At 42.1% G+C, this 13006-nt stretch carries 15 protein-coding genes; 14 read left to right on the forward strand and 1 reads right to left on the reverse strand.

The window, feature by feature from the left end; genetic code table 11:
* The first annotated feature begins 8 nt into the window (after positions 1 to 8).
* From AC1DU2_RS07320 to AC1DU2_RS07360, 9 genes are all read left to right on the forward strand, one after another.
* Positions 9 to 1070 carry a COX15/CtaA family protein gene (locus AC1DU2_RS07320; RefSeq protein ID WP_477383548.1) on the forward strand — a complete coding sequence of 354 codons (1062 nt, stop codon included), beginning with the start codon at positions 9 to 11 and terminating at the stop codon, positions 1068 to 1070.
* Positions 1067 to 1948 (forward strand): heme o synthase, encoded by an 882-nt coding sequence (gene cyoE, locus AC1DU2_RS07325; RefSeq protein WP_477354083.1) that lies wholly within the window; start codon positions 1067 to 1069, stop codon positions 1946 to 1948. Before AC1DU2_RS07320 ends, cyoE begins: the two co-directional genes overlap by 4 nt.
* 4 nt (positions 1949 to 1952) lie before the next feature.
* On the forward strand, positions 1953 to 2537 hold the full coding sequence (locus AC1DU2_RS07330; protein WP_225976458.1) for a cytochrome c oxidase subunit 3: 585 nt from the start codon (positions 1953 to 1955) through the stop codon (positions 2535 to 2537).
* Between the two features lie 21 nt (positions 2538 to 2558).
* On the forward strand, positions 2559 to 3281 hold the full coding sequence (locus AC1DU2_RS07335) for a cytochrome c oxidase subunit 3 (protein WP_477383549.1): 723 nt from the start codon (positions 2559 to 2561) through the stop codon (positions 3279 to 3281).
* Positions 3282 to 3294: 13 nt separating this feature from the next.
* Entirely contained in the window at positions 3295 to 3639 is a 345-nt protein-coding gene (locus tag AC1DU2_RS07340) for a cytochrome C oxidase subunit IV family protein (RefSeq protein WP_439694661.1), read from the forward strand.
* A complete protein-coding gene (locus tag AC1DU2_RS07345) occupies positions 3639 to 4337 on the forward strand; it encodes an SCO family protein (RefSeq protein ID WP_477383550.1) in 699 nt (232 codons plus the stop codon). The genes AC1DU2_RS07340 and AC1DU2_RS07345 overlap by 1 nt, the downstream gene beginning before the upstream one ends.
* 5 nt (positions 4338 to 4342) lie before the next feature.
* Positions 4343 to 4918 (forward strand): DUF420 domain-containing protein, encoded by a 576-nt coding sequence (locus AC1DU2_RS07350; RefSeq protein ID WP_477354092.1) that lies wholly within the window; start codon positions 4343 to 4345, stop codon positions 4916 to 4918.
* 316 nt (positions 4919 to 5234) lie between these two features.
* Complete coding sequence (gene truA, locus AC1DU2_RS07355) at positions 5235 to 5987, forward strand: tRNA pseudouridine(38-40) synthase TruA (RefSeq protein ID WP_477383551.1); 753 nt, start codon at positions 5235 to 5237, stop codon at positions 5985 to 5987.
* 499 nt (positions 5988 to 6486) lie between these two features.
* Complete coding sequence (locus AC1DU2_RS07360) at positions 6487 to 8235, forward strand: ABC transporter ATP-binding protein (protein WP_477383644.1); 1749 nt, start codon at positions 6487 to 6489, stop codon at positions 8233 to 8235.
* 82 nt (positions 8236 to 8317) lie between these two features.
* Here AC1DU2_RS07360 and AC1DU2_RS07365 read toward each other — a convergent pair whose 3' ends face one another.
* Complete coding sequence (locus AC1DU2_RS07365; protein ID WP_477354098.1) at positions 8318 to 8521, reverse strand: hypothetical protein; 204 nt, start codon at positions 8519 to 8521, stop codon at positions 8318 to 8320.
* A 354-nt stretch (positions 8522 to 8875) separates the two neighbouring features.
* Between AC1DU2_RS07365 and AC1DU2_RS07370 the strand changes: the two genes are divergently transcribed.
* The 5 genes from AC1DU2_RS07370 (at position 8876) to AC1DU2_RS07390 (ending at position 12971) form a co-directional block, all read left to right on the forward strand.
* Entirely contained in the window at positions 8876 to 9754 is an 879-nt protein-coding gene (locus AC1DU2_RS07370) for a cell division protein FtsX (protein ID WP_147060935.1), read from the forward strand.
* A 128-nt stretch (positions 9755 to 9882) separates the two neighbouring features.
* A complete protein-coding gene (locus AC1DU2_RS07375) occupies positions 9883 to 10170 on the forward strand; it encodes a DUF3098 domain-containing protein (RefSeq protein WP_477383552.1) in 288 nt (95 codons plus the stop codon).
* A gap of 137 nt (positions 10171 to 10307) precedes the next feature.
* Positions 10308 to 11111 carry an undecaprenyl-diphosphate phosphatase gene (locus tag AC1DU2_RS07380; protein WP_477383553.1) on the forward strand — a complete coding sequence of 268 codons (804 nt, stop codon included), beginning with the start codon at positions 10308 to 10310 and terminating at the stop codon, positions 11109 to 11111.
* 111 nt (positions 11112 to 11222) lie between these two features.
* Positions 11223 to 11951, forward strand: a complete 729-nt coding sequence (truB, locus tag AC1DU2_RS07385; RefSeq protein WP_477383554.1) for a tRNA pseudouridine(55) synthase TruB — start codon at positions 11223 to 11225, stop codon at positions 11949 to 11951.
* 78 nt (positions 11952 to 12029) lie between these two features.
* Entirely contained in the window at positions 12030 to 12971 is a 942-nt protein-coding gene (locus tag AC1DU2_RS07390; protein WP_477383555.1) for a bifunctional riboflavin kinase/FAD synthetase, read from the forward strand.
* Positions 12972 to 13006 lie beyond the last annotated feature (35 nt).

Consider the following 13006-nt stretch of genomic DNA (forward strand, 5'->3'; position numbering starts at 1 on the left):
TATTTTAAATGAACACAGCCGCACCCGATAAACGTTTTCAAAAAACAGGCCTCATAACAATCGTTTTACTTTTTGTTTTGATACTTGCGGGCGGCGTGGTACGTAGTTCAGGTTCGGGTATGGGATGCCCTGATTGGCCTAAATGTTTTGGCCGCTACATTCCGCCAACAAGTAGTGCCGATTTGCCCAAAGATTATAAGCAAACCTATGTTGAAAAGCGGCTGGCCAAAAATCAGCGTTTTGCCAAAACACTGGATGTTTTTGGTTACAGTGAGCTGGCCCGCAGGATTCGTGAAGACAGGTCGATCCTGGTTCCCGAGGAGTTTAATGCCGGCAAAACCTGGACAGAATATGTGAACCGCTTAATTGGGGCCATATCAGGAATATTTTTGCTGCTATCGGCCGTTTATTCATTTGGCTATTGGAGAATCGATAAGAAGATTACCATATTAAGCATATTTAATTTAATCCTGGTAGTTGTCCAGGCCTGGCTTGGATCTATCGTGGTATCAACTAACCTGGTGGCCTGGATAGTTACAGTACATATGTTATTGGCCCTGGCCATACTTGCCATATGTATTTATACTTATCACCTGGCCCGGGTTTATGGCAATGGTAAGTTAAATACAAGCCCGGTCATATACATTGTAACATTGGCGGCATTGGTGCTAAGCGTTTTACAAATAACATTTGGTACCGAGGTAAGGGAGAAGATAGACGCGGTTGCAGCCCATTTTCAGGGCGGTTACCGCAATAACTGGATAAAAGGGGCAGGTGAAATTTTTACACACCATCGCGATCTGGCAATTTTAGTATTTGTGATAAATGTGGTGTTGTATGCGTTAATTCGTAAAAAGTTTAACCGGCATTCAATCCATCAGCAGTTAATGAGCTTTAACTTTTTAATGATCATGCTGCAGATTGTTACCGGCATCCTGCTTTCGTATTCGGCCTTGCCGCCGGTAGCGCAGGCAGCACATATTGTATTGGCAAGTTTAATATTTGGGGCGCAGTTTTATTTGCTGTTGAATTTACATCAATCGGTTAATGTTAGGGGGGTAAGCAAATGAAATGGAGCGATTATTCAAAACTGATTAAATTACGGCTTACCTTTTTGGTTACGTTTTCTGCTTCGATATCGTTTTTGATTGGCAGTATGGCCAACAATCATGCACATTGGGTAAATGGTATTAATTGGGTTAACTGGGTAAAGCTGATCATAGGTGGGTTCCTGGTTACATCGGCAGCCAATGGTTTTAACGAGATTATTGAAAAGGACCTGGATAAGCTGATGAAACGGACAATGGACAGGCCATTACCGTCAGGTAAAATGACCAACGGGCAGGCCCTGGTTTTAAGCCTGGGCATGGGTATGGCCGGAACCTATTTGTTAGGCAGCCTTAACCTGCTCACAGGCTTGTTATCGGTATTTTCTATATTGTTATACGCATTTGTTTATACGCCGCTGAAACGTAAATCGCCCATAGCGGTATTCGTGGGTGCAATACCAGGGGCGTTGCCGCCGCTTATTGGATATGTAGCCGCGCAACAACACGGGCGTATTGATGAAATAGCGCTGATTTTATTTGCTGTTCAGTTTGTATGGCAGTTTCCACACTTTTGGGCCATTGCCTGGGTCTTGGATGACGACTATAAACTGGCCGGTTTCAGGCTGTTGCCTACGGGCAACCGCAATTTAGGAAGTGCGGTAATTACCTTTATATTTACACTGATATTGGTACCGGTAAGTTTATTGCCAACCATTTACCACTACGGCGGTTACTATGTTGGAGGAGTATCGTTAACATGTAGTATTGTTTTTTTATACCAGGCTTATAACCTGTTGCGTACACAGCAAATTGAGGCGGCCCGTAAATTAATGTTCGGCTCGTTTATGTATTTGCCCATAGTGCAATTAATGTTTTTATTTGATTTTATAGGAAAGTGAAAGTATGATGGCTTCGATTCAAAAAAATCCTGACAGGCTTGATCTGGAACCCAAAAAATTTAACATGTGGATTTTTATATTCACATCGTTTATGTTTTTTGCGGCTTTAACCAGTGGGTTTATTGTTTATAGTGGTGGTAAAGGGCACGGGCTTAACGTAATTATGCCAAGTGCGTTTATGTACAGCACGGCGGTTATTATCATGAGTAGCGGTACCTTGTTTTTGGCACAAAGGGCGGCTAAAAATATGCAGGTTGGTGTACAGCAACTGTATTTATGGCTAACGTTTTTATTAGGTGCAGCGTTTTTTGCCATCCAGGTTTATGGCTGGTACGTGTTAACCTACAAAATGAACGTGTATTTAACAGATCCTAATGCATCGCGCTCGTTTGTTTATATATTTACAGGTACACACCTGTTACACATTGTTGCAGCTATATTACTATTATTGAGCACCCTTTGGGGTACATACAGAAGTGTTCCGCAGGTACGTAACCTGTATAAAATGCAAATGACTTCTATTTTTTGGCATTTTCTCGGAATTATATGGATTTATCTGTATGTTTTTTTACTTTTGAACCAAAATTAACACACCATTATTTAAGTACAAATGAGTACAACAGTATCACAAATTGATGAAGTAAAAACAACTCCGTGGTCTGGAGGGAGGTCTCCCTTCAATGTTGAGTACGGAAAAATTATGATGTGGTTTTTTCTCCTTTCGGATGCATTTACCTTTTCGTCATTATTAATTTCTTACGGCTCACTGCGTTTCAGCGCAAGTGTTTGGCCGGCAGCAGATAAAGTTTTCCAATCAGTACCTGGCCTGCTTGACAGCGGCGCACCTTTGGTTTTTGTGGGTATCATGACCTTTATTCTGATTGTTAGTTCTGTAACAATGGTATTGGCTGTTGAGGCAGGTCATCGTAACGCCAAAAAAGAAGTTGTAGGATGGATGGTTGCAACTATTGTTTTTGGTTTCATGTTCCTGGGTTGCCAGGCTTTAGAGTGGGCACACTTACATCATGAAGGTTTTTGGTGGGGTAGTACGCCTGCATTAGATGAGTTAGGTAAATTCTTCAATGAAGGCGGTACCGAAGCGGCAAGGCATATGACCGCGCAGGAATTTGCCAACCTGTTTTTCACCATCACCGGTTTCCATGGTTTCCACGTATTTACAGGAGTTATCATCAATATCATCATTACTGTTAATGTATTGTTGGGCACCTACGAAAAAAGAGGTAGCTATTTAATGATTGAGAAGGTTGGTCTTTACTGGCACTTTGTAGACCTTGTTTGGGTATTTGTGTTTACCTTCTTTTACTTAGTTTAAAAATATTACATATATGTCAACAGAATCACACGAAGTTCACCACGAAGCTGGCGATCATCAATCAATGACCAAAGGAAGGATACTAAAAGTAGCTGGTATCTTGTCTATTATTACAGCGATTGAATTTATTATAGCGTTATACATGGTGCCAAAAGGTATCCTTCCGATACACTTTGCTAATCCTGTGTACATTGTATTAACACTGTTTAAAGCATTTTACATTGTTGCTTACTTTATGCACTTAAAGTTTGAGAAGCTTGGTTTGGCTTTAGCAATTATTGTCCCAATTTTATTTATAATCGGTTTAATCCTGGTGCTTACTAACGAGAGCCACCACTGGATTGATCTTCGGGGGTAATGAAAGCTGCCATCTGGAAAAAAATTACAGTCCTGGTGCTCATATTAGCAGTACCAGGATTTTTGTATTATTTACTAACCGCTAAAGGCAAAAACAGGTATAAGCCGCTTGCCCATTTTGGCCCTAAAGAGGTAGCCAAAACCAGCCACAGGTTTCACGGTAAGGATATCCCCGATACCAATTACTACCAGCTGCCCTCATTTAAACTAACCGATCAGGATGGAAAAACCTTTACAGAGGCCAACCTTAAGGGAAAGATATTTGTAGCGAGTTTTTTTTATACCCATTGCCCTACCGTTTGCAGCACCATCAATAATAACTTAAGTTACCTGGTAGGTACTTATTGGAAAAACAAGATGGTGTATTTTACATCAATCACGGTTGATCCAGACCGGGATACGCCAGGTGTTTTAAAAAAGTACCTGCAAAGCTTTAAGCCCGAATCAAACCGTTGGGTATTTTTAACCGGCGATACCACATCGGTATATAACCTGGCCCGCAAAGGCTTTTTGGTTGATGCGGTGCAAACAGGCAAAGACGATTTTATATACAGCGATAAGCTGATATTGATTGATCAGGATAAGCAGATCCGTGGGTATTACTCGGGGGCCAATACCAACGATGTAAACCGCCTGAACGACGAGATAAAAGTGCTGATAGCCGAAGAGCTGCGTAAAGTTGATAAAGCCCTATATTAACAGATATGACCGATAAATTTATACTCCGTTTTGTTGCAGCCGTTACCATATTTGTAATAGCCGTGGTTGTTGTATTAAACAGGCACCTTATTCCGGGCCCGGCGGTAGCACCCGCATTTACCCCATACCTGCCTATGCTTAACGCGGTGTTAAACGGCGCCTGTACCGTACTTTTATTGTTATCCTTATACTTTATCAAGCAAGGCAATATAACCTTGCATAAAAGGCTTAATATACTGACGTTTTGTTTATCATCAACATTCCTGGTATCCTATATCCTGTTTCACTACCTTATGCGCCATGATACCTTGTATGGCGATGCCAACTTTGATGGTATCCTGTCCGATTCGGAACGTGCCCAGGTAGGGGGGATGCGTACATTGTACCTTTCTATCTTAACACCACACATCATACTGGCGGCTGGTGTATTGCCACTAATATTACTAAGCTTTTACCGCGGCCTGCAAATGCAGGTTGAAAAACATCGCAAACTGGTACGCTGGACGTTCCCGATATGGTTGTTTGTAACAATTACCGGGGTAATAGTTTATTTGATGATAAAGCCGTATTACCAGTTTTAGGGAGGATAGGGGTATGGGCGTTGTCTTGGGCCGGTCTCTTTATGCTCACCAACAGCCTTACGCTCTTTAGCCGGTATCCGCATCAATACCTACTGCATCTGTTTGAATATATAGATTTATTGTTTTTTTTGTAGCGTTACGCTTATCGAACAAAAAATAAGCGTTTAAACCTTGTGCTTACCGCTTTTAGCTTGCACCTAACATAAAAAGCAAGTGTACCACTCCGTACCGGTACACACAGTGGTACATCTTCTACGTGGCCATAGTTTGACCAAATTATGAACGGTAAGCCCGTCATAATAATTAACTTTGCGGCGTGACGGCTAAACAACGCTATTTTATTGAACTGGCTTATGATGGCACAGCCTATCATGGCTGGCAGATACAACAAAACGCCCACAGCGTTCAGGAAGCTTTGAACAAGGCGTTAAGTATCATCCTACGCCAACCCATAGAAACAACCGGCTGCGGCCGAACCGATACGGGCGTGCACGCCAAAGAGTTTTTTGCCCATTTTGATGCCCCCCAACCCCCTGAAGGGGGAGTAAGCACCCCCTTCAGGGGGCTGGGAGGGCTTAACGCTATTTTGCCACCTGATATCGCTATAAAAAACATCATCCCGGTTAGCCCCGATGCGCATGCCCGGTTTGATGCTACGCTGCGTTCATATCAATACCACGTTCATTTTAATAAAGATCCGTTTTTAAGGGGATACTCCTGGCAGTTACGCGATGTGCCGGATATGGAACTGATGAACCGGGCGGCAGCTATGATAATGGATTATATTGATTTTAGTTGTTTCAGTAAATCAAATACCCAGGTAAAAACAAATAACTGTAAAATAAGCCGCGCCGAATGGGTTCGAACCGAACAAGGCATGGTATTCCATATTTCGGCCGATAGGTTTTTACGCAACATGGTACGCGCCATTGTAGGCACCCTGATGATGGTAGGCAAAGGTGAAATACCACCCGAAGCGGTGCGCCAGATCATCGAAAGCAAAAACCGATCAAACGCGGGCATGAGCGTACCGGCCTGCGGGCTATATTTAACAGAAGTGAAGTATTAGCCCCCTACCCCCCTGAAGGGGGAACAACAGGGCAAACGCATGTAAATAGCTAATTGCAATAAGCTATGGTGCCGGAAAGATATAAACATTAAACAGTCCTTGTTTTTATCCCCTGATCCTGGTTAAGAAATCGAGGTACCTAAGGGTTTGGATTGCCAACAACAGGCACAAATATTTGGATGCACATGAATTGCACGATACATCAGTAGTGTTAACCATGTTAAAATGTAATGTATTGATTATTAAATATTTATAAAAAATATATCTAAAATGTGTTAAGTTATGTTAACCCACTTTAGATAACTTTGCCCTGAATGGGCAACAATAGATTGCTAATTTTATCTATAACTTATAACTACATTTGAAATAAGTGAATAAGAATAAACAAGATAACGAAAAAAAAGCTGGCGACTCTGCTAATCAAAAAGCACCCCCTTCAGGGGGCGGGGGGGGCTCCGTTACCGGGAAAGCACTTGATTGGAAATTGTTAAAACGGGTAATGCGTTATGTAAAGCCCTATAATACCACGTTTGTGATTGCCGCTTTTTTAACGGTGTTTTTGGCTGTTGGGGCCTTGCTGCAACCCATCTTGATTCAACGTACGCTGGATGTAAATATCTTGAATGACGATTACGACGGGCTGGTTTTTATGGTTGGCCTTATGGTTGCGCAACTGGTTATACAAACCGTGGCGCAGTATTATCAAACATATTTAACCAACACCTTAGGTCAATCTGTTATTCGCGATTTGAGGATTGACATTTTTAACCACATTACCAGTTTAAGGCTAAAGTATTTTGACAGGACACCTATCGGGATGCTCATCACCCGTACGGTATCCGACCTGGAAACCATTGCCGATATATTTTCTGAAGGGCTCATCAGCATCATGGGCGATATGCTGCTGGTATTTGCCGTTATCGGCCTGATGCTGTTCCAGGATTGGAAACTGGCATTGATTACCCTTATCCCAATGCCCTTCCTGTTTGCATCTACTTACGTGTTTAAGGAGGCCATCAAGTCATCGTTCCAGGAAGTGCGTACCCAGGTAGCCCAGTTGAACACTTTTTTGGCCGAGCATATCTCGGGCATCAGCGTCATCCAGCTTTTTGCACGGGAAGACCAGGAGATGCGCAAGTTTAAAGCGGTTAATGTGAAGTACCGTGATGCCAACATCCGCAGTAACTGGTATTATTCTATATTTTTCCCGGTGGTCGAGATTTTGTTTGCTATCTGCATAGGCCTGCTGGTTTGGTACGGTTGCAAACGGATGCTTACCGATGGGCAGCTGGCCAGCTTATCTGCGTCAAAAAAGGGGATTACCCCCGGGTTGATAACCGGCTTTATTGTGCTGCTTAATATGCTTTTTAGGCCCATTCGCCAGTTGGCCGATAAATTTAATACCCTGCAAATGGGTATGGTAGGTGCCGATAGGATTTTTAAAGTGTTGGATACAGATGAAGTTGCCATTGATAACGGCACCCTGAAAACCGGCAGGCTGCAGGGCGAAATTGAATTTGACAAAGTGTGGTTTGCCTACAACGACGAAAATTGGGTACTTAAAAACATCAGCTTCCACGTAAAACCCGGCGAAACACTGGCCCTGGTAGGTGCTACCGGAGCTGGCAAATCCTCTACCATCAATATCCTTAACCGTTTTTATGAGATAGGAAAAGGCAGCGCCAAAGTTGATGGCCATGACATTCGCGATTATGAGGTTGAATTCCTCCGGTCGCAAATAGCAACGGTGATACAGGATGTATTCCTGTTTACTGATACTATTGCTAATAATATCAGCCTTAACAATCAATCCATCACCCGCGAGCAGATCATCGCAGCAGCAAAAGATGTTGGTGCCCACGAGTTTATTGAACGCCTGCCCGGCGGCTATGATTATAACGTAATGGAACGCGGGTCGACCCTTTCGGCGGGGCAATCGCAATTAATATCTTTTATCCGGGCGCTGGTATATAATCCGGCCATTTTAGTGTTGGATGAGGCTACTTCATCTGTAGACACCGAAACCGAGATCCTGATCCAGAACGCCATTAATAAATTAATGCAGGGCCGTACAGCTATAGTTATTGCCCACCGCCTATCGACCATCCAAAACGCCGACAGGATCATCGTACTTGATCATGGCGAGATCATGGAAATGGGAACCCACCAGGAACTCCTTAAAATTGAGCACGGCCACTACCGCAAACTTTACGATTTACAGTTTAACTCGGCCGGGATAGCGCGGTAGGTTGTAAGTTTTACGTGCTACGTTATACGTTTTTAACTGTTCTAACTAAACGTATAACTTAAAACGTACCACGTAAACCTCGTCAATGTTTAGGCACCGCCTTTACCGAATGTACCGGTTGCTCTTCCCTTTCGTGTTTTTTTGCAATGTTGCCGCCATGTGGTTCGTCGGCATGGTACTGCTTATCTTGGGGTTTCACTTTGCTTTTGCCGCCATTATCGTTTGGCCTGTCGGTTGGCGTATCCGAAGGCGATTGTTTTTGTTTATCGTTTGCTGGCTTTGTCATGAAGGTATAACAGGGCGGTAATGGCATTTGTTTATTCAGAACCGGAATTTTTAGGATTAAGCGAATTATTCGAATTGATTAAACGCGGGTGAGGTAAAACCTGCGATTAAATTCTGTTAATTCTTTAATTCTGCAAATTCTGATTCAGACAATTCGTTAATAAATGTTAAAACCCGCACACTATTACATTATTAAACCATTTTTATAAACAATAAACTTTTACCTTTAACCCGTGTTTCTTAATTTCGCACGAATATAGATGTGAGATGTTAGATATGAGATGTGAGACGAGCCTCAATTTTGCGGCAGTTTTTTTCTCAAATCTCAAATCTCATGTCTCATATCTAAACAAACATGGAAGAATTTGAAGCAAGTGCATCGTCAAAAAAGGTAAAAACCATATACATTTCAACTGTATTTGGTATTGCCATGGTGTTGTTAATGGTGGGTTTGTTAGGATTACTGCTAATAGATGCCAACAACATTTCGCGCTACGTAAAGGAAAATATTGTATTGAATATTTTTGTTGACGACGCCGCGCATGAAACTGACGTGTTACAGTTACAAAAACAATTGGATGCCAACCCTATGGTGAAGCAAACCCAATATGTAAGTAAGGAACTGGCCGCCCGTAACCTGCAAAAAGATTTGGGCGAAGATTTTGTGAAATTCCTGGGCTATAACCCCTTGTCGCAATCGCTGGATATCTACATGAAGGCCGATTTTGCCAACAACAAGGATATCGAAAAATTTAAGGCCGACTTGCTGAAAAATCCCCTGGTTAAAGAAGTTAAATACCAGCAATCGTTGGTTGATAAGATGAACGAGAATGTGAAATCCATCAGTTTAATCATCCTGGCTTTTGCAGGTATATTCGTTGTTTTATCAGTTGCCTTAATTAATAATACTATCAGGCTGGCCATCTACTCGCAAAGATTTTTAATTAAATCCATGCAGCTGGTTGGGGCCACTAAAGGCTTTATCCGTAAGCCATTTTTGCTGTACGGTATTTGGCATGGCCTTTTGGGCGGTTTAATTGCTATTGTTTTGTTGGTAGGTACCTTATACCTGGCCTATCAGCAAGTTCCCGACCTGGTTTTCCTCCAAACTTATACTGAATTTGGAATGGTATTTTTAGGTGTGGTAGGGTTAGGCATATTTATATCGGCCTTTAGTACATTTCTGGCTGTTAACAAGTTTTTACGTTTAAAAATATACGACCTATATAGATAGGTTAAAGGCAAAAGGTTAAAGCCAAAAGGTTTTATCGCGTAGCCAATAAAAAAATCAATATTAAAAAAATATCGAAGCAGTAATTAAATCAATAATTCACTAAATCGATAATTCAATAATTAAAAAACATGGCACAAAAATTTAAACCAACAACGCCTTTAAAAACATCGGCAACTGTATCGGCGCCAAAAGCGGCAAAAATTATCAGTAATGAGCCTGTAGAGTTTATTTTTGATAAAGGCAATTACAAGTTTTTAATCATCAGCGTATTAATAGTAGCCTTTGGTTTTGTGCTGATGTCTGGCACTACCGATATTTACAGCAATACCAAAATTGTTATAGCCCCTATTGTAGTATTGGCAGGCTTTGCTTTAGGTTTTTACGCTATTTTAAAAAAGCCGGAAGTTAGTAAATAGTTTACTGAGTTGATTGAGTGAATGTTGATTGGTTTTTCTTTTGAGCGATTGCGCTATATAAATCGATTAACCATTTAACCTAATTAATCTAATCTAACTTAATCAACCCCAAAATCTAACCCATCACCAACCCCTACATGGATACCGTTAAACTCATACAAATAATTGTACTTGCCGTAATAGAAGGAATAACCGAATTTTTGCCTATATCGTCAACCGGGCATATGATTATTGCCTCATCTGTTATGGGCATCGCTGCCGATCCGTTTATTAAATTATTTACCATAGCAGTGCAATTAGGTGCTATCCTATCAGTAGTTGTATTGTATTGGAAACGTTTTTTACAATCATTCAACTTTTACCTTAAGTTGTTGGTAGCATTTATACCTGCAGCGGTTTTTGGCTTACTGTTTAGCAAAAAAATAGATGCTTTGTTGGAGAGCGCACTTACCGTAGGCATTACACTTTTTGTAGGTGGTATCATTTTGCTTTTTGTAGATAAATGGTTTAATAAGCCAACTATTAAAGAAGAAAAAGATATCAATTATCTTACTGCCTTAAAAATTGGCTTTTTTMAGTGTTTGGCCATGATCCCCGGAACTTCACGTTCTGCATCAACTATTGTTGGAGGTATGAGCCAGAAACTTACCCGCACCGCGGCTGCCGAATTCTCGTTCTTTTTGGCCGTTCCTACCATGTTTGCGGCTACTGCTAAAAAACTACTTGATTTTTATAAAGAAGGGCACCGTTTTACCGGCGAGGAGATAAAATTACTTGCAATTGGCAATGTAATCGCTTTTATAGTGGCTATGCTGGCCATCAAAACATTCATTACTTTTTTAGAGCGTAAAGGCTTCGTGCTGTTTGGCTGGTATCGTATCGTTATAGGCGCGGTGATTATTGGGCTAATCATGACCGGTCATAAATTAGACGTGATCTAATTTCTACATTATTTCAGGAGTAACCTATTTGTTAAAGCGACAACGGAGGGAAGAAATTAAGACAGGCTTGTTTCTTGTTTTTCCATACCTTTGCCGCTTTAACAACATTACTTGAAAAGTACTTACCAAAATATCCAGGAATTTGCCGATGGCCAGTTGTTGCTGGTGAACAAACCGTATCAGTGGACAAGCTTTGATGTGGTGGGCAAAATCCGCAATTCTTTTAAGCCTCTAAAACTGAAGGTTGGCCATGCCGGTACGCTCGATCCGCTGGCTACCGGGTTGCTCATCATCTGCACCGGTAAAATGACCAAGCAGATTGACACCTTCCAGGCCGAAGAAAAAGAATACACCGGCACCATGGTGCTTGGCGCAACCACGCCATCATATGACATGGAAACCGAACCCGACAATAAGTTCGATATCGGCCAACTTACCGAACAACAGCTGCGTAGTAACTGCGCGCAGTTTACCGGCGATATACAGCAATACCCGCCGGCACATTCAGCAATTAAAATAGACGGCGAGCGTTTGTACGAAAAAGCCCGCCGCGGTGAAGAAGTTGAACGCCGCCTGCGCAGTGTTACCATAAGCGAATTTGAACTTACACGCGTTGAATTGCCCGAAGTTGATTTTAGGGTGGTATGCAGTAAGGGCACCTACATCCGCAGCTTGGTACACGATTTTGGCGCTGCTTTAAATAACGGGGCATACCTGTCTGGATTAAGGCGTACCCGCAGTGGTAACTACAAGGTAGAGGATGCCTGGGAGGTGATGGAGTTGTTTAATAACATTAAAGCCCTGAAAGCGCCGGTTGAGCCGATTGCCGACCAGCGCTAATTACATTTGCAGGTAAAAAATAACAGGCGGGTACAGCCCGCCGAACTAAAAAACTAAATTTGTGTTTTTACTCATCAAATGAGGATATACAACAATATTGACGAATTTACAGCGATAAACAACGCGGTTGTAACCATTGGCACATTTGACGGTGTGCATATAGGCCACCGCAAAATTATAGCAGGTATTAAGGAGCTGGCGCAGCAAACCGGCGGCGAAACCGTTATCCTTACTTTTTTTCCGCATCCGCGGATGATACTGCATCCCGAGGATGAAAGCATTAAGCTGATAACCACCATTACCGAAAAAGCTCAGTTGATGGAGCAGCTTGGTGTAGATCATTTGATCATCACCCCATTTTCTCGCGATTTTAGTAACCAAACCGCCGAAGACTATATACGCGATGTGCTGGTGAAAAAAATAGGCACCAAAAAAATTGTGATAGGGTATGATCATCGTTTTGGTAAAGACCGCCAGGGTGGCCTGGGAGATTTGTTAAAACTTGGCCCCGTTTATGGATTTGATGTAGTAGAAATTCCTGAGCAGGATATTGATGAAGTTGCCATAAGTTCAACCCGCATCCGCGCGGCTTTGTTAAACGACAAGATTGATTTAGCAAACGCTTTCCTTGGCTACCCGTTTTTTATAACCGGTAAAGTGGTGCGGGGCGACCAGATTGGAAGGCAGATAGGCTACCCTACAGCCAATATTGTGGTAGAGGAAAAGTACAAGCTTATACCGGCTGATGGCATTTTTGCGGTAACGGTAATAATTGCCGGCGAAAGTTATAAAGGCATGGCTTATATTGGCAGTCGGCCAACGGTAAATGGCCTCACCCGCAACATCGAAGTGAACATCTTTGACTTTGACCAGGAGATTTATAACCAAACCATCCAAATGGAGTTTCACCATTATGTGCGCGGCGACGTAAAGTTTGCCGGCCTTGATGAACTTAAGGCGCAGCTGGCGCAGGATAAGGTGGATGTACTGAATTGTCTGAACCGGGATTTATCGAATTAAAGAATTATTTGAATTTTATATTGAAGCTGAATATC

Source organism: Mucilaginibacter sp. P4_C11 (assembly GCF_056402115.1).